We start from the raw sequence: 20922 nt of genomic DNA, 5'->3' as shown, positions 1-20922 counted from the left end.
ATGACATATCTATTCATTACTACTATTATTATATTTTTCATTTGCTTTCTGCTTTTTAAAGCCTATAAAAACACCCAAGATATTAAAATAAATAAAATTAACGTAGCTTCAGAATCAGGCATAAACAATGACTCGACATTATCGATTCTTCATCTATCCGACTTACATCTCGAAAACATCTCGTTAAGCCCCATGCAACTGGAACGTAAGCTAGAGAATGAATCTGTTGATCTCATTGCATTAACCGGTGATTTCCTAGACCGAAAACGCTCTATACCGAAATTACTTCCGTATCTGAGAGTGTTGAATCGCCTTGAACCCACACATGGCACCTATGCGGTATTTGGTAATCATGATTATGTGCTAAAAGGTGACGACTTGAATGAGCTCAAAACATTGCTTGAGGATAATAATGTTCACGTATTACAGAATGAAAGTTCAACTATATCAGTAAACGGAGAAGCTATAAATATAATTGGGATTGATGACTATAGTACAAACCGAAGCAACTTATCCCTTGCATATAAGCATATCGAACAAGGCAAAAATATTGTGTTAACACACGATCCTACTATTGTACTTGATATGCATGAATATGCGTTTGACTATTTAATGGCTGGGCATTTTCATGGTGGACAAATTTGTTACCCTAAGGCATATCACCTTGCAAAAATGGGGAAACTTGCGCGTAAAAATGTTATAAAAGGGTTGCATTTGCATAACAGCACACCATTTTATATAAGTGAAGGTCTTGGTCAAACAGGACTCAATATCCGTATTGGCAGCAGACCCGAAATAACATTTCATGATGTAACTGTTGGAGTAAAAGCTAGTTAATTTATTTCACATTATATTTTTCATGCAGTGTCTCTTTCGACATAAATAAATAAGCAGGTAATGCGTGGTATGATGTATTTGCTATGTGATTAATAGGAAGAAATGTCACCTTCTTATACAGACGATAATAAGGATTTCTTATAGGAACTGTTTCAAAGCCAAGTCGATTTGCACCTCGATACAATGTCGTAATTCCTATTATTCCTTTTATCTCATTATTTTTTTCATGAGATAAAACATATCGGGAGAGGATGGGCAAAGCATCTTTAATCATGTGGTAAAAAAGAACTGCTCGCTTTATATCACTTCTGATTGGCAATAAATCGCTTAACATCCTTACATTATGCAAATGTATCTTTAATAGCAGGTCATTTTTATAAATAATTGTTCCATCCTTAAGTATAACCGTCGCCCCTTTGTATCTCGTAAGTCTGACTCGAAATAAGGTATTGCGCTTATCGTTATCAGGTACGTAATGAAGTCTTGAAACATTATAATAAATAGGGTCAATCGCATTCCATACACCCAATATATAGCTCTTCATCTTATTTCCCCTTCTTTTTTATCTAGTTTGCTTAAGTAAAAGCAATATTATAGAAGGAATTTTAATCCAATGAAGAAGGCTCCTACTCAACTGAGTAGGAGCCTTTGCATAACCAATATTTGTTAACTATTATTCAGTAACTTCAATTTGTCCTAGTGCTCCTTTTGTAACATGATCAAACGCGTGTGTTACGAAAGGATAAATACCTGCTTCCTTAACTGTGAATTCAACAACCATAGAGCCAGAAACCGGAACCATTGCTGTTTGTAAGCCACTAAGTACATTTCTAGGATCGCCATCAATATAAACCGTTTCAAGCTGAGAACCAATTACATGGAAGCTAGAAACTTCGTTTGGCCCAGCATCAAGGAAATTGATACGTATTTTATCGCCAACTTTTGCTTGAATCATCTCTCCTTTTACAGCTTGCGTGCTTCCGTTAAATAATACATATTCAGGCTCACCATCTAACATGTCACTGTAGTTACCATCTTTATAAAACTCACTTTGAACAACTGTAATTTCTTTATCAATTTCATTATCTGTTGGATAACCATCTTTTGGCTCTACAATCATTGTTCCGTACATTCCATTTGCGATATGCTGTAAAACGGGCTCTGTTGCACAATGGTACATGTAAACACCAGGAGAACCCACTTCATAAGTAAATGTTCCTGATTCATCTGGTTTTACGTCTGTGAAGTCTTTATTTGGAGCAGCATATACAGAATGAAAATCAACTGAATGATCTACTTTAGGGTCCATGTTTTTGAGTGTAAATGTAAGTTTGTCGCCTTCCTGAACACGAATTACTGGACCAGGAACTGTTCCGTTGAATGTCCAAGCTTTGTACATTTTTCCTTTATCAAGTTCAATATCGGTAATCTGAGACGTCATTTCAATATTTACTTCATGTTCACCAACACGCTCTACTTTAATTGGTACTGGTTCTTGGTCAATACTTTCATGTGGTCCGATGTTTTCAATTTCTGGTGTTTTTGCCTTTTGTTTAGCTGCAGCTTGAACAGTTATGTCCTCTTGTTGTTCCACATCTGATTCATCATTTTTCACTAGATCTGACCCACATGCGGTAATTAATAAGGATAAAACCAGTACAATAACAATTGCTCCAAACTTTTTCAAAAACATTCAAAACACCCCTCTTAAATTTTATTGTTTTAGTATATGGAGTGACTATTCACTTTTCATTCTGTGACTATCTCTCCCTTACAATTTAAGTTTACGATAGACCTAAAATCCTACATGTGATTCAAATCACTAATCCTTGTGAATTTGTGAACAATATATGTCAATAGTAAATATAGTGTAAATCCTTTGTATGAAAGTATTAATAATTATTATTACAAGCTTAATTTGTGCGTAAATGAGCATTGATGGAAACGCGTATAAAAATATAAAGGCTATTGTCTACAAAATTGTTGTTTCTGACAGAAAAGGTATTAACTGCGACACAATACAGAGAAATACTCGACCAGGTCCTTTCGTCCTATGAAGACGCGTTTTATTCTATTTAAACAGCTTTTGCGTTCTCATAACCCTAATGAAGACGCGTTTTATTCAATTTAAACAGCTTTCGCGTTCTCATAACCCTAATGAAGACGCGTTCCATTCGATTTAAACAGCGCGTTCTCATAACCGTAGCAAATTTAAAGAGCAACAAAATCAACGAACAGAGCCTAAATAAAAAATATCCCGACAGGTCTATTATTGATAGTCCTGCCAAGATATTTTCCTAGTTATGTGCCTTCCGAATGATCGGTAAACACATTTTGAAGCATATACAAAACAATGCTCACTGTAATAATTAAAAATCCCCACCCAAGCACTTTTTGCTCGACCTCCAAATAGTTATTACATAAGCGTACAGGAGCATCAATATATAGCCATGCCATTAAACCAGACATGAGGATAAAATTAAAAATAATAAAACTTCTGCCAAGAGAATTAAGTTTCTTCCAGCTATCCTGAAGCGGAATCCCCACCAAAAATGGTAAACTGACAATTTTGAATAGCTCAATATACCACGCATTCAGTGCTTCGTCCAATGTACGCGGGATCATCCAATAGGTTATAAGAAATACAACCAATATAATTCCCGGAACACCATTACTATTCCACTTAGAAAAAAAGCCTGGAAACTTGCACTGAAAATAGCCGGATATCAACCAACCAGATATAATCAATAACGGAATTTGCACAAGCATATGGACTACCATTACGGATTCCATCAAATTTCGTATAGGCGGAATGATCAATAATACGAACAATAGAAACCCATACTTTGTCTGTAACATCAGATCATTTCCCTCCTACAAGTCACGCCAATTTCTTATCTTTCAAATCTTCTTTTGCGTTCACTTTATTTCGCTTATTAATATAACGAATAAAGTGAATAACAAATACGGTAACAGATAGAACAGCAAACACACCCGCAACTGCTCCAAATACAGCAGGAGCCATCCATTCAGGAATGTGCGTTGCCCATCTTCTTGGAGTGCTTAATGCCCCCGATACAAGGAAAGATCCACTTAACCCAACAATAGATAGGGTAAAGGCAATAAACGCAATTTTATCCAATATATATGTCTTCATGTTACTATCTTCCTTTGCAAGAAAATACATAAATCCAAAAATCATTGCACATGCTCCGAGTGCCATATACATGTGAAAATGTCCCGGAACCCATTTTGTGTTATGCATAACATGGTTAACGACAATTGTAGCGTCGACGATTGCAGGTACAACTCCGACTACCCAACCAAACATAGACATGTAAATCAAACCAGATGCCATATCCCATTTAATACCTGATTTGTAGACAATCATTAATGCACCATAAGCTGTAACAACAAGTACTGGCAGTCCATTTGCGTACGATAGAATCTGTCCCATAATTAACATCCAATTAGGCATTACCGAGTCCATCAACAAGTGGTGTGTATATATTATTAACGTGAATACCGTTGACATTGTCCATGCAATCAAAAATGCTTTACTGGATTTCCAAGGACGATTTGTATATCGTGGCAGTATTTCATATACCGCTATTACACCCATGTAAATAATCGAGTTAGCAAAAATATGTCCGAATGCATATGTCAGGTTTTTCGCCAATAATGGATCAAATGTAATCGCAGGATTAATCACATTGATTATATTCATAATTAGTACGGTTGCACCTGCTGTTAGAGCTGTTATGTTAACGATTGTTACCATTGTACTTGCCACAACGGCACCTGATGGAGCATCTTTCTCCGACTTTTTACCAGAGATAACATCCCATCCCAAACCTTTTGCTAGGCTTCCGTGTTTTTTTATAATAGCTCTACCAGAATCCAAATAAAATAATAAGAAACCAATTCCCAATATAAGCATACCGAACAAGTAAAGCAATGGTCCGACAGTCCCCCAGGCACTTGCAGAAAGCGCTGGTAATGGGTATAAAAATGTCCATGAGCTAGCATACTTAAATGAAAATACTCCAATGATAACCATTACTACTCCTACAAGGAACAGTACTAAGTTAATTGACATAACCTTTTTTGATAGATCTACATAATGGCTAAGAAAATACCACATAACACCAGCAGCTGCTAATGCCGCAGCACCAACCATACCAGTCCCGTGAATTGTCAGAAACTGATAAAATGAAGCAGCAGGTAAATCCAATACTCCACCCTGAGCTAATAGCATTAAAATTCCAAAAATCATCATGACTATAATTACAATTCCACCAACAGTTATATAACTTACAACCAAATTACTACGTGACTTCATTGTTGTTTCCATCTTTTTTCACCTCCACCTCTTTATTACTTAACTTCAATTTTTGTTTTCATTAAATGATGGGCTGTACCACAGTACTCCAGACAAAGAATTTCATATGTTCCGGGTTCATCAAATGTAATATACACTTTGTTGGTATAGTCCGGCATAGCTTGTGTCTGAGCAATCATATTCATCTCTTCATCATAAATCCCAAAACCGTGATTAACATCTTTACTTGTTACGTGAAATTCAACAGGTTCACCTACTGAGAATTCTGTTTGATTCATATTCCAGCCAAATTGAAGTGCTTCTACATCAACTATTGTTGGATCATTTCCAGCACCATAAACTGGTTGATTATAAGGTAGTTCTCTTAACGTATAAATAGTGATGATCAACATTAAGGATACTAAAGTGATTCCATAAAATGTACGAGCCTTATACCATTTCTTCTTAATTGGTTCATACTCTCTCTTTTCCTTGGACTTCCACGCTACAAAGCTAAAAACCGCTACAACCATAAGCATGAAGAATAAACTAACAATCCACGCAACTGTTTGCACCATATTAAATAACCTCCCGTATATGTTACCTAATCATAAAGGACTAAATCATTAGTTTTATGATCTGGTTTATCATACGAAAATTAAAGACATTCGCGAGTGATTCAAATCACTGATTTTAAACTATTTTGTGAATAAACAGTTATATTTGTTTTTACTGTTATAATAGTGTTTAACTCTTATTTCATTAGAAATCCTAGCATTCTTTAACCGGGTTTCTTATAAGATCAATTCTGCTTTCTTAGAACCCCTTATACATTGGAGTGCAACTCTTAATGGCGAGTTCCTTCGTTCACTTATGTATTTACTAAAAAAAAGAGGTAATGAAGTACTTGCACATATACTTCATTACCTCTATTAAGATTTAACTAAAAATCAATTTGCTTTTGTTTTATTGTCCTGATAGCGATTACTTGTACTAATAATTCCTAATTCATGATGATCCTCTTCATATAATGCACTTTGCACATATCTTATTTCTCCATTATCACCAATAATCTCTAGCTTAAAAAATGCGCCACTATCCTGCAACCCGTAATAGAATTCATCCATATTATTAATACTTTGGCGATTCACTTTAACAATTGTCTCACCAACTAGGATTCCTAATCGATCAGCAGGAGTTCTTGGAATGACTGCCAGCACTTTTAAACCACGCTCATTTTTATTAAAATAATTAGGTTTTTCTTTATCTGATATGCGATGCCTGTAATTGATATACTCTCTTCCTAATATCGCCACTACCACTGCAACTAACGATAGCCAGCCTACATATATACTTCCAACTGCAAGCATCAATACAAACAAACTCAGAATGTGAATTGATCTCGCTATATGTACTGCAGCTTTTTCTGGAATATTTCCTCTTACAATATGATCAAAGCCCAGCAAAAACGGTACAAGCAACAAACTATATGTCTCACCATTCATTCCAAAATATGGCCAAAATGGTACGATTGGTGTAATGAGTCCAGATGGTATCACAACAAAAAATGGAATTATACTTAATTTCTTAATATGATGCATACCTGCCCATACACCACGACGCCCAAGTTCCAAATCCGGAAAGGTCGTATTGCGGGTGTTACGTTTCAAAAGAAGTGCTTCAACAGTTAGAAGAATGGCAACTAGTAAACTTAAACCGACGAAATTTGTATTTGAAAACATGTCATCATCTACAATATCTTGTTGTTCAAGAATAAATGGCATTAACAAAAGAATCATATATGTAATACCAATTGTATAACTTGCTGACAGCATCGAGAATCGCAATGTTATACTTAACCCAATCGTCACTATACTCAAAAGAAGAATTGTCTCATAGGAAAAGATCATACCAGAACCAACAAGGACGATGGAAATAAGTAATCCTGAGATAATGGATAGGAACCACGTATTTTTCCATTCTGAAAAAATGTCAAATAATTTAAAACCAAAATTATTCCGCTCTCTGCGAATCCGTTTGTATCCGGCTAATAAAACCAATATGAATGTCCAGTAGAACATTGGATTCAAAAAAAGCCTTCCTATACCTTTCGCTAGTTCTATAAACCAAGATTCTGCCAATATAATCACCTTCCAGCACGGATGCAATACATAGTCTTCTTTAGCTATATTCGATATTTGTCGATTAAATTCCTGCTAGAATTAAATCTTTGTTAAAAAAGGAAATCCGCGGGCATTACCCGCGGACAGCATATCTATTCATATAACACGTTTAATGCTTTTTCCTTTTGTCGATCGTCATCACCATCACGAACTTTCTCAACTATTTTTGCCTGTATTTGCCCAGCAGTCTTTTCATTTATTTCACCAGTAACTTCCAAATCATTGTCAGCTTGAAAAGCTTGAACAGCCTTTTCAGTTTCTTTACTGAAATAACCATCTGTTCTGCCTGGCTTATAGTCTAATCCTTTAAGCATTACCTGGACATTCTCCACCTTATCACCCGTATGGTTGTAAGCAATAGAATCTTCAACTTGAACAGGATTTGTGAAATAATAATCTGGTTGCTCCACTTTCTCTGTTGGTTTAACACCTTTTTCATGGATCCATGTGCCTTTTGGTGAAAGCCACTTGAAGAAAGTCAGTTTAATTGTACTACCGTCACCCATAGGAACTGCTTGTTGAACAGTCCCTTTCCCATAACTTTTAGTACCAACTACATCATAGCCTGCTTCCTTCATCGCAACAGCAAGAATTTCAGATGCTGAAGCACTTCCTTCATCAATAATTACGCTAATTGGATATGGTTTTTTCTCTTCTAGTTCCGAAAATGACTTAGACTTTTCACCTTTTTGATTTTCTACTTGTAAGTAAGGCATATTCTTAGGAATAAAGTTCTTTAGAATATCCTCAACAGCTGTCAATAGTCCACCAGGATTACCTCGAACATCAACAACTAACCCTTCTATGTTCTTATCTTCCAGTTTTTTTAGCTCTTTCGAGAAATCTTTTGCTGTATTTTCAGAGAAAGTTGTTATCTCAATAACACCAGTCTTCTTGCCATCAACTGTTTTCACCTCTGAATATACTGTTTCCACTGGAATGTCATCGCGAACAATTTTCACATCAAATGGGTCAGATACACCAGTACGTTGAATTTCAAGTACAACTTCTGAACCCTTTTCTCCCCGTATTTTTTCTACAGCGTCATATAAATCCATACCAACGACACTTTCGTCATCAACGCTTAGAATCTTATCATTTGGCCTAAGTCCAGCTTCTTCCGCAGGAGAATCTTTAATAGGGGCAACAATTGTTACCTTCCCATTGACTGTACTAACTTCAGCACCAATACCCTCAAATGAAGATTCAATCGTTTCGTTAAATCGTTCCATAGTTTCCACATCCATATAAGAACTATATGGATCCTCCAACGTTGTAAGCATGCCTTGTATAGCACCTTCAATTAATTGTTTATCATCTACGTCATTCAGGTAGTTGTCTTTTATTAAATTAAAAGCCTGTGATACCTTTTCGATGTTTTCTGGTGGTGCACTTGTCTCTTGAGATGTATTTGGTGCTTCTTTATTAGTCTCTTGTATCTGTTCCGGCAAAGTATCAGGCTGTGCTAATTTAACACCGAAATATGCACCTGCAAAACCTAAGAGTAAGGCGGCAAATAAAATAATTATAATATGTTGCTTACGAAGATTCATTCCTTCACCCCAACTTGTATGTATTTGATGATGGGTCTTTCCAGTAGAAATATAAGACTGCCATAAATAAATCACATTAATAGTACAGTCAATTTTTTCAATGTCGGCTTGTCCTTTTGATATCTAAAAAGGCATCACACCGTAATGTGCGATGCCTTTAATATTATAGTTTATTCAATCAAATTGCAAATACATTCATAAAAATTACTTTAGAAATGGCATTGGATTTATACCACCGTGTTGGCTCCACTCTCCATTATGGACCTCAAAGTGAAGATGAGCTCCGTATGACCTCCCAGTATTACCTATTTCTCCCAACTTCTGTCCTGCTGATACATTTTGGCCATATCCAACAGATCGACTTGACATATGCGCATAAACAGTAGACTTATTATATTGTGGATGGTAAACATACACAACATTTCCATAGCTAGTTGAATAAGCAGATCTTGTTACAACACCCGCAGCAGCAGTTTTTATGGTAGTTCCTGTCGATGCAGCAATATCCAATCCATAGTGATACCCCAGACTTCTTGAACCGTACGTGGAAGATAGTCTACCTTGTGATGGCCAACTGAAAATTCCACTTCCACCCGCGCTTAGACTTGCACCACTAGATGAAGAATTTTTATTCTTTTCTTTTGCAAGTTGTGCAAGAGCTGACTTTTTAGCTTTTTCTATAACAGCAGCTTGATCATTTAAAACTTGTTTTTGCTCAGCTAAACTCATTTTATATTCTTCCAAATGATTATGTTCTTCTTCAAGCTCAGCCATTAGTTTCTCTTTCTCTGCAGCCTGATCGTCTAATGTTGATTTTAACGACTCTAACTCACTCTTTTGGTTCACAAGTGAAGCTTTCTTCTCCTCGACTTCTGCTTTCTTTTGTTCTATTTCATCTTTCTTTTGTTCCACTTCTACTTTCTTTTCTTCCATCAATTTCTTTTCTGCCATGTGTTCTTCCATAATATTTTTGTCCTGGTCCATTATCGTGTTTACTGCTGAAGTTCTGCTGATAAAGTCACCAAAGTTTCGTGATCCTAGAATAACTTCCATATACTTCATGTTTCCACCATTTGACTGAATAGCACGAAGACGGTCTTTAAGCATCTTCTCACGTTCTTTAATCCGCTCTCTCATTGCTTTTATTTCCTCTTTTAGCTGATCAATCTTTTGGTTTATTTCTTTTATTTGTTTTTCTAGATCTTTTATTTCATTATTTGTTGCAGTTATTTCACTTTCCTTTGACTTAATTTTGTTTCTTGTTTCACTAAGCTGTTGATTGATGGCATCTATATCATTACCGACACTTTCCTGCTTATTAAGATTGTCTTCAATCTTTTCTTCTGTATTATTCTTCTTACTGTTAAGATTACTTTTCTTGTCATCCAATTCGTTTTGTTTTTCTTCTAATTCATCAATTTTTTGACTAGCTGATTCTGCAGACACTTTCTGCCAATCTACTAAACCTGAACCTATTATCAATACAGCAATAAACATGTAAACAGTTTTTTTCATTCTTTTCCTCTTCCCCCTCTGAAAATGTACACGTTGGTATAAATATTTAAACTCTAAGGAATTTACGAACACTCATGACGCTCCCCCAAATTCCGATGAAAACGCCAATAGCTAGTATAATGAGCGAAAGTTGCCATGCAAATGGATTAAACGGCAATAAATCTACAAAACTATAGGTAATCTTTTCACTAACATTATTTACAAGGTAGTAATAACCAGATAGAACTCCAGCTATTGGAATGACAGCTCCTAATGCTCCAAGCAACATTCCTTCAATGAAGAATGGCCAGCGAATAAATCCATTCGTAGCACCGACAAGCTTCATAATTCCAATTTCTTTACTGCGAGCCATTATCGTAAGTTTTATCGTATTGGAAATGAGAAATATGGCAGTAAATAGTAAACCAGCAATTAATGCTAAGCCTATATTTCGTGCATATTCATTGAACTGAAATAAACGATGGACAACGTCCCTCCCATAATTCACTTCCTGTATATTGTCCAAGGAATTAATTTTCTGTGCTAATGCCTCTGTATTGGTTGGATCTTCAGCTTTAACGATGTATGCGTGACTTAAAGGATTTTCCTGCTTATATAGTTCCCACGATTCTCCTTCTTCCCCCATACCTGATATTAATTGTTCAAGCTGTTCATCTTTTGAGGAAAACTCAACACTTTTAACTTCTTCCATTTCTTTAATGGATCCTCTGATTTCCTGGATTTGTTCTTCATTTGCAGTACGTTCAACTAATGCATCAATTTGAACTTCTTCTTCAAGACCTTCAGCCATAAAATTAAGATTAAGCATCAGCGCAAGAAAAGTTCCAACAAGTAGTAACGTTATAGTTACTGCACCAACAGAAGCTACTGTCATCCAGCCATTACGGAAAATATTCTTAATTCCTTCTCTTAAATGCCTTTTCATTGTTCTAAACTTCATAGCCGTATTCACCTCGTTGCTCGTCACGCACGATTAGCCCGTCTTCTACAGCAATAACGCGTTTTTTAATCGTGTTAACAATTTCTTTGCTATGGGTGGCCATGATAACCGTTGTACCCTTGGCATTAATTTCTTCAAAGATCCGCATAATTCCCCATGATGTCTCCGGATCCAGGTTTCCAGTGGGCTCGTCCGCAATAACAACCTTTGGATGATTAACAATAGCTCGTGCTATTGAAACACGTTGTTGTTCACCGCCTGATAATTCGTCAGGAATAAAACGTGCTTTATTCTTTAAGCCAACTAGTTCAAGAACATCCATGACACGTTTTCTAATATTTCGAGGTGATTCTTCAATAACCTCCAACGCAAATGCTATATTCTCATAGACTGATAGTTTTGGTAACAGCTTAAAGTCCTGGTAAATAACACCTATGTCCCTTCGTAAATACGGAACTTTCTTTTCCTTCATGTTATTTATATCAATTTCGTTTATAATCATGGTACCGTCCGAAGGTTTAACTTCGCGGTACATGAGTTTTACAAAAGTAGACTTGCCGGCACCACTTGGCCCGACAATATAAACAAATTCGCCTTGGTCGATATCTATATTAATGCCATTAAGTGCAGTTACACCATTCGCATATGTCTTGTATACATCTTTCATTTTAATCATTTATGTATCACCTTTAACCTTTATTTAGTCATTCTTGTTGTCGATTTTTGCTTTATTTTTTCTGTACTACACACCCTTTTTTCTATCTCTAGTATATAATTATATATATTATAACATTTTTCAGCAAAAAATTTAGAAAAAAATTATTACATTTTCATTTCAATTCATTAACTTATTAAATAACTTATCCATATAAGGTATCTTTTCTAAAGAGTTCTGTGAAATGAACGCAAAAAAAGCTTGTTCCTTAGAAACTAATCCAGAAGAACAAGCTAGCAGTAGCTAAGTAATCACATTATTTCTTTTCTGCCAACCATGAAGAAAGTGTTGTTATATCTCCTTCAGATAGCTGACCTTCAAATGCTGGCATACCGTTATTTTTACCATTCTTAAGGATACCAGCAATTTCATCAACAGAATATTTTGAACCAATTGCTGACAACTTAGGACCAGCTCCGCCAGAAAGATCGCCACCGTGGCAAGAAGCGCAATTATTTTGATATAGTTCTTCGGCAGCGGCAGTATCTACTGAGCCACCACCTTCATCCCCTGTTGATTCTTCGGTATCGGTTCCACCATTATCAGCTGGTTCCTCGTTACCGCCGTCATCTCCGCCACCGCCACAAGCACCGAGCACTAGCGCTGAACCAAATAGCATTGTGAATAACCATTTTTTCATGCATAAATCCCCCTAACATAATTTAGTATAAAGGTTATCAGCATTAGTATAACCTAATTACAAAGAATTAAAACCATTGGACATTACCACTTTTATACAAAAATTATACAAACTTCATGGCGGGCAATGACTTTGCCAAATTGTGTCAAATTCATGAAATTATAAAGACTTATCCTATTGGAAATTAGTCTAATTGAGCATGTAAGTAAGCATCTATGAATGGATCGAGATCACCATCAATCACACCTTGCGCATTACCAACTTCCTTGTTTGTTCGATGGTCTTTTACCATTGTATATGGATGAAAGACATAAGAGCGAATTTGACTTCCCCAGCCTATTTCTTTTTGTTCACCACGCAGTGCATCGACTTCCTGCTGCTGACGTTCTATTTCTTTCTGATATAACTTGGATTTTAACATTTTCATCGCTTGTTCTCGGTTTTTTATTTGTGAACGCTCAGATTGACATGTGACGACAATTTTTGTAGGTAAATGGGTTATTCGAACAGCTGAATCTGTCGTGTTAACATGCTGTCCACCAGCACCACTTGCACGATACGTATCAATTTTTATATCCTCAGTTTTAACCTCAATGTCAACATCATCTGACGTTTCTGGCAGTACGTCACAAGATGAAAAAGACGTATGTCTTCTTCCAGAAGAATCAAATGGTGAAATTCTTACTAATCGATGTACTCCTTTTTCAGCTTTCAGATACCCATAAGCATTGTAGCCTTTAATTAATAACGTAACACTCTTAACCCCTGCTTCATCACCAGGTAAATAATCGAGGGTTTCTACCGAGAAGTCCCGGCTATCAGCCCACCGTTGATACATCCGCAGCAACATACTGGCCCAATCCTGTGATTCTGTACCACCCGCACCAGGATGTAATTCCAAAATAGCATTATTTGCATCATATGGTTCGCTTAAAAGCATCTGCAACTCAAATTTATTTATATCTTCAAGTACTGTATGAATTTCCTGTTCAAGCTCAGCAAAAAGCTCGCTATCATTCTCTTCCTTCACCAGTTCAAAAGATACCTTCAGATTATCTAACTTCTCTTCTAATTCGTCAAAGCTATCGACATAGCTTTTCAAACCGTTTGTTTCAGCTATCACTTTTTGTGCAGCATTCTGGTCATCCCAAAAGTCTGGGAATGTCATCATTTGTTCCAACTCTTCAATACGTTCCCTTTTTTCATCTAAGTCAAAGAGACCCCCTGAAATCTGCAATCCTGTTTGTCATTAATTCAATTTTATTTCCAATTTCCGCTAGTTCCATATCATTCACCTCATTAATTTTATCGTGTAATGAAAACACTCCCATACTTAGGGAGTGCCTGCTTTCATTACTACTTTCCATGACAATTTTTGTACTTTTTGCCACTGCCACATGGACAAGGATCATTACGTCCAATATTTTCCGACTTTACATATGGTTTGCGACTCTTTTTCTTGTCATCCTGTCCGCCTGATACTGCTTGCGTGTTTTTGGCAACTTCCTGACGCTGCAGATTATCACGTATTTGTGCTTTCATCACGTATTTAGCAACTTCCTCTTCTATTGCAACAACCATTTGCTCAAACATATGGAAGCCTTCTGCCTGGTACTCCTGTAATGGGTCATTTTGTCCGTACGCACGCAGGTGAATCCCTTGGCGAAGCTGGTCCATTTGGTCAATATGGTCCATCCATTTCGTATCAACTGTACGGAGTAAAATAACTTTTTCAAACTCACGCATCTGCTCAGTAGTAAGCTCTTCTTCTTTTTCATCATAGCGTTTTCTCACTTTTTCCATAATGAACTCTGTTATTTCTTCAGGTTCTTTACCCTTGATGTCTTCTACGGATATATCGTCATAGTCCAATAAGTTTCCGTGGACATACTCCACAATGGAATTAAGTTCCCAATTTTCATCGAGCTCATCTTGTGTATTTGCACCAACCACGCGCTCTAGTGTTGATATGATCATTGCTTCAATAATATCGCGTAGATTTTCGTTAGCATCTATTACATCAAAACGCTGTTTGTAGATAATTTCACGTTGCTGACGTAAAACATCATCATAAGATAATACTGTCTTACGTGCATCAAAGTTGTTACCTTCAACACGTTTTTGGGCTGATTCTACAGCTCGTGAAACCATCTTACTTTCGATTGGCTGATCATCATCCATTCCAAGTCGCTCCATCATGGAACGAAGGTTATCAGAGCCGAAACGACGCATCAATTCATCTTCCATTGATAAATAAAATTGTGTCATACCAGGATCACCCTGACGCCCTGAACGTCCACGCAATTGATTATCAATACGGCGTGACTCATGACGTTCTGTACCAATAACAGCTAGACCGCCGACATCTACAACACCTTCACCAAGTTTAATATCGGTACCACGGCCTGCCATGTTTGTTGCTATTGTAACTGCACCTTTTTGACCTGCATTCTCTATGATTTCTGCCTCTCGGTAGTGATTCTTTGCATTCAGCACATTGTGTTTAACACCAGACTTCTGTAACATATTAGCGATTAGTTCTGACGTTTCAACTGCCACCGTACCAACTAAAACCGGCTGACCTTTTTCATATCTTTCTTTAATATCATTTACAACCGCGAGGAATTTACCTTCCATCGATTTATAAATCATATCTGCCTTATCATCTCTTATAATGGGCTGATTAGTAGGAATTGCAATAACATCCATATTATATATATTACGGAACTCTTCTTCTTCTGTCTTGGCTGTACCAGTCATACCAGAAAGTTTATTATACATGCGGAAGAAGTTCTGGAACGTAATAGAGGCAAGCGTCATACTCTCGTTCTGAATCTGTAATCCTTCTTTCGCCTCGATTGCCTGATGGAGTCCATCACTATAACGGCGCCCCTTCATCAAACGTCCAGTGAACTGGTCAACTATCACTACTTCGCCTTCCTGTACCACATAATCTGTATCAACATGCATCGATGCATGTGCTTTCAATGCCTGGTTAATGTGATGTGTAAGTGATACATGATCTAGGTCAAATAAGTTCTCTATATTATAATAACTCTCCGCCTTATTAATTCCTTCTTCTGTTAACTGCACACCTTTTGTTTTTTCATCATAGGTATAATCCGTTTCATGTTTAAGTGTTCGTACAAATGAATTTGCCTGTTGATACATCTGTGCAGATTTCTGTGCAGATCCTGAAATTATTAAAGGTGTTCTAGCTTCATCGATAAGAATAGAGTCAACTTCATCAATAATTGCGAAATTCAAAGGTCTCTGAACCATTTGCTCTTTGTAAAGAACCATATTATCTCGTAAATAGTCAAACCCAAATTCATTATTTGTACCATAGGTTATATCACAATAGTATGCTTCCCTTTTTTCTTCTTTGGTCAACCCGTTCCCATTCAATCCGACAGTCAAGCCAAGAAATCCATATAACTCTCCCATTTCTTCCGCATCACGATCAGCAAGATATTCATTTACTGTAATTATATGAACGCCTTTATCAGCTATCGCATTTAAATATGCAGGCATGGTTGAAGCAAGGGTTTTACCTTCACCTGTTTTCATCTCAGCTATATTACCTTCATGCAATGCAATCGCACCCATAAGCTGTACCGGGAACGGACGCATACCTAGCACCCTTTTTGATCCTTCACGTACAACGGCATATGCTTCAGCCATCATATCCTCTAATGTTTCACCATCAGCATAACGTTGTTTAAACTCATCTGTTTTGTACCTTAAATCTTCATCAGATAAAGCTTCCATTGCCGATTCCAATGCCTCTATCTGATCAACCTTCTTCTCTAATCGGGTTAGATGCTTTTTATTTCCATCACCAAAAATCTTTGTCAATAAACCAGCCATTTAAAACGCTCCTCGTATTATAAGAAAAACTTAGCCTTCAACCAACAGGATGACCATCGTTATTCTTAAACTGTACCAATAAAATTTATTTGAAATATAATTCTCTTTAATATGATAGTCCACCATTAATAATAACGTATCTAAAGTCTCATGACAACTGATTTAAAGAGCTTAATCGTTTAACAAATGATAGAGAAAAGAACAGTTCGGGGGTGAACTGTTCTTTAAAATGAGGTAAGTATGAGGCATATTAGTGGAAACTATAGTTCTCTTGCTGCTTAGAAGAAAAATTATGTAAGCGAATATGTATGCGACTGTTCATTTTGCTTCCTTTCCAATTCTGAAAGGCGTCGATTTGTAACAGCTATGATTTCCACTAGTTGCGTAATGGTTTCTTCATGCTGCTGCACTCTTCTTAGCAGTTCATCATACTTTACTCCACTCACATCAAAATCCCCTTCCTTTTCTGTGTAATTCAGTTATATCACGAAACAATGTAAAGATGCTAATTGCCATTTTTCAATTTTAGGAATCAATTCGACAATAAATTCCAAGAAAAATAAGTAGTACAGTAATTTTAACGCATAATTAGTTGAAAATGGCTTTAAATTAGGTCCCAAAATTTAATTTTGGCAAACTGTACGACAAATTTCGACAAATTGTTAGAAACCCCGGCATTCGCCAACCCTTTTTGCGTGCCTAAGTTGCATTTAGCCAGTAAGAAAGTATTTATACTTTCTTGCTGCTAAAAAAAATTTTTTTTACATGCTACTTTTTCATGTTGAGAAACGATTGTTGTTATAGAAGTACAGTTTTTTGCTTTTGCCGAAAATAGCACATCTTAACTGCTCATTTAAACTAGGAAGGACGATCTCAATATGAGACCGTCCTGTGAATATCTATTATTTTTAGCTGTTAGGTTCGATCAAACCATATCTCCCGTCCTTACGGCGGTAAACTACATTTGTGTCACCAGATAAAGCATTGGTAAACACATAAAATGCATGACCTAACATGTCCATTTGTAATACTGCTTCCTCAGAATCCATTGGTTTTAAATTAAAACGCTTTGTTCGAACAATATCAATTTCATCTGAATCAAGTTTTTCATCGTATGCTTCTTTTTCCAATTCAGCAAAAATGTGTTTCGGAGAACCTTCCTGTCTAAACTTACGATTAACTTTAGTCTTGTACTTACGAATTTGTCTTTCTAACTTATCTACTACCAGATCAATTGCTGCATACATATCAATATGCTCCTCCTCGGCACGCAGTAGCAGGTTAGTCATCGGAATCGTAACCTCAATCTTCTGTTCATCGTTATAGACACTTAAGTTTACATGTACATCGGATGTTGGGGGTGTATCAAAGTACCTCTCAAGTTTACTAATCTTTTTTTCTACGTATTCCCTTATTGCACCCGTCACCTCGATATTTTCACCACGAATGTTGTACTTCATTAAAAGTGTCCTCCTTTCATCCTTATGTATTTATTATACTACGTTACCCCGTACTTTTCCTGCTTAAACCACCAAAAAAATGTGTCATATTTTGTAACTTTTTGTCGAATGATTCCAGGATGCCCTATACACACTGAAGTACAGTCACTTTTTTCATTAAAAAAATAGTTAAAAACTCCTGGTTTTAGCAGGAGTTTTTAACTATTTTTTACTATCCATATACATACCATCCATTGTTTTCACATTTTCATATGGATTTACATATGTACGATTTGACTTCTTCTGTTTTTTCACTTGCTTCATTTCCACTTTCAAATCGTCAAACAGGTTATTCATCTTCTCTTGAATTTGTTCATTCAGTTTAACCAGTTCTTTTCCAAGTTGCTTTTCTTCTTCGGAATAAGGAGAAGTGATTTCACTTAGCAAGTCACCTCTCTGTTCAACCAAATGATTAACCTGCTCAATTACAGCATTACGGTCTTTACCATTTATATTCTCATTTAGCACTTCTTCAAGCTGCTTAGTAACTTTGTATGTTTTCTGAAGTCGATTCATTATACTTGTGCGCCCTGTGCATATTGCGTTTTTCTCGTTTGTATTATAACCTGCTTCCAAGTATCTCTAAACTCAATTACGTAATTTAAGGCTTCTTCTAAAAGATTAACATCATTCTTGACGTTGCCTTCCTTTAATTGAAACTTAATATACTCGTATAAAGGCATAATCTGTTGTGAGATTTCAACTTCTGGATCCAATGTTACCATTAATTCATGTATAATATTCTGTGCTTTTTGGATATTTGTGTTTTTTGCTTCAAAACTTTCATTTTGTAAATCTTTAATTGATTGTTTAATAAACTTGATACAACCATTATATAACATTAAAGTCAGTTCTCCACCAGACGCCGTGTTCACTGAATTATTTTGATATGCCTGGTAATGCTTGTTTGCTGCCATAAAGTAACACTCCTTAAAAGTTTAAGCGCCTCCACCAAACTGGGACATTAATTGTGCTGATTGCTGATTCATTCGTTGTATTGCTTTCTCCATTTGTGTAAATTGGCTCCAATATCGGTTTTCCACCCGTACTAAGCGATCCTCGAAATCTGAAATACGCGTATTAATTTCTTTCATTCGTTTTCCTAATGAGTAATTTTCTAATGTATCCATACCACTTCCAGCTCGTGCTTCGATTTTTCCTCTAGTCGAATCAAGTGCATCATCTAACCGATTAATAAGTCCACGGCTGCCATCTTCACTACTGTTTGAAAATAACTTTTTAACTTCCTCAGGATTGTCACTCAACGCAGCTTTCAGTTCAATTGGATCTACAATTAACTTACCACCATCTTTGTAATTACTGGAGGTGGTAATACCCACTTGCGTTAGTGAGGTTATCTCACCACCTGTATCAACATTGGAATACCAGCTGCTTCGCATGGAAAATAACCCATCAGAAATTGCTGATTCACCACTGAGAATACCGCTTTTCGCTTTTTCTTCCCAAAGCTCGATTTCATCTTCTGACATGGACTCTTTTTGTTTGTCTGTCAGTGGTTTATAATCACGGAATTTTTCTTCACGTTGCGATCCGTTCAATTTTTCAACAACTTCATTATACTTATCAACGAATTTCATGATGGAATCAAATGTAGCCTCATCATTATTTGTCACTGAAAGATTGGCAGTCCCTACACCTTTAAACTGGAAGTTGATTCCTCCAAGATCGTAAGAATTATTATGTGAAGTCATACCGACACCATTATAATTAAATTGAGCATCTTCTCCACCTGTTTCTTGTGATGCATAACCTGCCCCTAGTTTCAATGTATCATTTAAAAAGGAATCTGTAGAAAAATCAATTTCCTTATTACCATTAATATTGTATTTTCCGGTTCTTGTAGTCTCCATAATTACTTTTTCTGTATTTGAATCATAAAATGCTCGCACATTATTGTCATCGTCAGTTATTTTTTTCAGTACATCTTGTAATGTGTCATTAGAATCAACCGATATAGTATGAGTCTCGGTGTTCCCGTCTTCTGTATAAGTATTAAAGGATATTTCTCCAGGTACTATTCCTTGTTCCTCTAATGTTTTAGTTGTATCAATATCGATTTGTTCACCAATAACTGTCTCACTACTGGCTAATTTTTTCACTTCAATACTGTAGCTACCATCAGGTACTCCGGTAGATGCTGTTGCAGTAACTGAGCTTTCATCAGAGGAACTGACGGATTTCGAGTTATACGTTCTGTCCAGTTTCATATTCAGCATCATATCATCTAACTCAAGTAACTTTTTGTTAATATCCCGAAAAGCATCTCGTTTCCAGGTTAGTGTAGTGCTCTCCTGTTGCATTCGGTCCAATGGCATCCGTTCCGCTTTCATTAACTTATTAACAAGTGAATCAATATCCATTCCTGTAGCTAGACCACCAATACGCATAACATACAACTCCTTTAAATCTTTTCATCCACCAGAATTCCCATGAACTCTGCCATCGCTGCATACATATCAAGCATGTTCTTAGGTGGAATTTCCTTAATGACCTCATCTGTCAGAGGGTTTACAACCGTTACATAATATTCATTTAATTTTTCATGATATTCGAACTTTAAATCTGTTCGCAGTGACTCGGTAAATTCATTCAATTTATCAACTACTGTCTTGACTTTATCAGTATTAATGACTTCTTCATCATGTAAAGCGGTTTTCTTTTCAGCCACTTTATCCTTTGCTGCTGACATTTGCCTGCTGAATTTCTCATTTTGCAAGGGATGAGCACCTGTTAGTGCATTTTCTAACTTCATTGCCCAAGCAACTCCTCGTATTTATTCTATTTTCTATTTATATCGGAATAAAGTTATGTAATGTTAAGGTTTGAGT

At 36.3% G+C, this 20922-nt stretch carries 20 protein-coding genes; 1 reads left to right on the top strand and 19 read right to left on the bottom strand.

The features are described from left to right. On the top strand, positions 1-837 hold the full coding sequence (locus BMY13_RS05395) for a metallophosphoesterase (RefSeq protein ID WP_092503102.1): 837 nt from the start codon (positions 1-3) through the stop codon (positions 835-837). A gap of 1 nt (position 838) precedes the next feature. Here BMY13_RS05395 and BMY13_RS05390 read toward each other — a convergent pair whose 3' ends face one another. The 19 genes from BMY13_RS05390 to flaG all read right to left on the bottom strand — a co-directional run bounded on the left by BMY13_RS05390 (position 839) and on the right by flaG (position 20846). Further along, complete coding sequence (locus BMY13_RS05390) at positions 839-1381, bottom strand: YkoP family protein (RefSeq protein WP_092503100.1); 543 nt, start codon at positions 1379-1381, stop codon at positions 839-841. A 129-nt stretch (positions 1382-1510) separates the two neighbouring features. Then, on the bottom strand, positions 1511-2530 hold the full coding sequence (locus tag BMY13_RS05385; RefSeq protein WP_092503098.1) for a multicopper oxidase domain-containing protein: 1020 nt from the start codon (positions 2528-2530) through the stop codon (positions 1511-1513). A 608-nt stretch (positions 2531-3138) separates the two neighbouring features. Further along, a complete protein-coding gene (locus BMY13_RS05380) occupies positions 3139-3696 on the bottom strand; it encodes a hypothetical protein (RefSeq protein ID WP_092503096.1) in 558 nt (185 codons plus the stop codon). Positions 3697-3718: 22 nt separating this feature from the next. Further along, positions 3719-5191, bottom strand: a complete 1473-nt coding sequence (locus BMY13_RS05375; protein ID WP_092503094.1) for a cbb3-type cytochrome c oxidase subunit I — start codon at positions 5189-5191, stop codon at positions 3719-3721. Positions 5192-5214: 23 nt separating this feature from the next. Beyond that, positions 5215-5736: a cupredoxin domain-containing protein gene (locus BMY13_RS05370; protein ID WP_092503091.1), complete on the bottom strand. Its 522-nt coding sequence runs from the start codon at positions 5734-5736 to the stop codon at positions 5215-5217. Positions 5737-6108: 372 nt separating this feature from the next. Then, positions 6109-7299: a PDZ domain-containing protein gene (locus BMY13_RS05365; RefSeq protein ID WP_092503089.1), complete on the bottom strand. Its 1191-nt coding sequence runs from the start codon at positions 7297-7299 to the stop codon at positions 6109-6111. Between the two features lie 134 nt (positions 7300-7433). Then, positions 7434-8894, bottom strand: coding sequence for a S41 family peptidase (locus BMY13_RS05360; protein WP_092503087.1), 1461 nt, complete (start codon positions 8892-8894; stop codon positions 7434-7436). A gap of 204 nt (positions 8895-9098) precedes the next feature. Then, the gene (locus tag BMY13_RS05355) at positions 9099-10409 is read right to left on the bottom strand and encodes a murein hydrolase activator EnvC family protein (protein ID WP_092503085.1); all 1311 of its coding nucleotides are present in this window, start codon (positions 10407-10409) and stop codon (positions 9099-9101) included. Between the two features lie 46 nt (positions 10410-10455). After that, positions 10456-11349 (bottom strand): permease-like cell division protein FtsX, encoded by an 894-nt coding sequence (ftsX, locus tag BMY13_RS05350; RefSeq protein WP_092491979.1) that lies wholly within the window; start codon positions 11347-11349, stop codon positions 10456-10458. Next, positions 11339-12025: a cell division ATP-binding protein FtsE gene (gene ftsE, locus BMY13_RS05345; RefSeq protein ID WP_092491978.1), complete on the bottom strand. Its 687-nt coding sequence runs from the start codon at positions 12023-12025 to the stop codon at positions 11339-11341. Before ftsE ends, ftsX begins: the two co-directional genes overlap by 11 nt. A 295-nt stretch (positions 12026-12320) precedes the next feature. Then, on the bottom strand, positions 12321-12704 hold the full coding sequence (locus tag BMY13_RS05340; protein WP_092503083.1) for a c-type cytochrome: 384 nt from the start codon (positions 12702-12704) through the stop codon (positions 12321-12323). A gap of 184 nt (positions 12705-12888) precedes the next feature. Beyond that, a protein-coding gene (gene prfB, locus BMY13_RS05335) for a peptide chain release factor 2 (protein ID WP_139184802.1) occupies positions 12889-13990 on the bottom strand; the annotation gives its coding sequence in 2 pieces (ribosomal slippage) (positions 12889-13917 and positions 13919-13990; 1101 coding nt in all). 70 nt (positions 13991-14060) lie between these two features. Beyond that, positions 14061-16574, bottom strand: coding sequence for a preprotein translocase subunit SecA (gene secA / locus BMY13_RS05330; protein WP_092503079.1), 2514 nt, complete (start codon positions 16572-16574; stop codon positions 14061-14063). A gap of 290 nt (positions 16575-16864) precedes the next feature. Continuing rightward, positions 16865-17020 (bottom strand): hypothetical protein, encoded by a 156-nt coding sequence (locus tag BMY13_RS19425; RefSeq protein ID WP_175476714.1) that lies wholly within the window; start codon positions 17018-17020, stop codon positions 16865-16867. A 462-nt stretch (positions 17021-17482) separates the two neighbouring features. After that, positions 17483-18034, bottom strand: a complete 552-nt coding sequence (hpf, locus tag BMY13_RS05325; RefSeq protein ID WP_092503077.1) for a ribosome hibernation-promoting factor, HPF/YfiA family — start codon at positions 18032-18034, stop codon at positions 17483-17485. Between the two features lie 201 nt (positions 18035-18235). Continuing rightward, positions 18236-18589 carry a flagellar protein FliT gene (locus BMY13_RS05320; protein ID WP_092503075.1) on the bottom strand — a complete coding sequence of 118 codons (354 nt, stop codon included), beginning with the start codon at positions 18587-18589 and terminating at the stop codon, positions 18236-18238. Further along, positions 18589-18990, bottom strand: a complete 402-nt coding sequence (gene fliS / locus BMY13_RS05315) for a flagellar export chaperone FliS (RefSeq protein WP_092491972.1) — start codon at positions 18988-18990, stop codon at positions 18589-18591. The genes BMY13_RS05320 and fliS overlap by 1 nt, the downstream gene beginning before the upstream one ends. Before the next feature lie 21 nt (positions 18991-19011). Further along, entirely contained in the window at positions 19012-20481 is a 1470-nt protein-coding gene (locus BMY13_RS05310; protein ID WP_092503073.1) for a flagellar hook-associated protein 2, read from the bottom strand. 14 nt (positions 20482-20495) lie between these two features. Next, positions 20496-20846, bottom strand: a complete 351-nt coding sequence (gene flaG, locus BMY13_RS05305; protein ID WP_092491970.1) for a flagellar protein FlaG — start codon at positions 20844-20846, stop codon at positions 20496-20498. Positions 20847-20922: the final 76 nt, after the last annotated feature.

The organism is Virgibacillus subterraneus (genome assembly GCF_900110695.1).
GTDB classification, from domain to species: domain Bacteria; phylum Bacillota; class Bacilli; order Bacillales; family Amphibacillaceae; genus Lentibacillus; species Lentibacillus subterraneus.
Note: the sequence above shows the minus strand (reverse complement) of the source record. Positions and strands in the feature narration are given on the sequence as shown.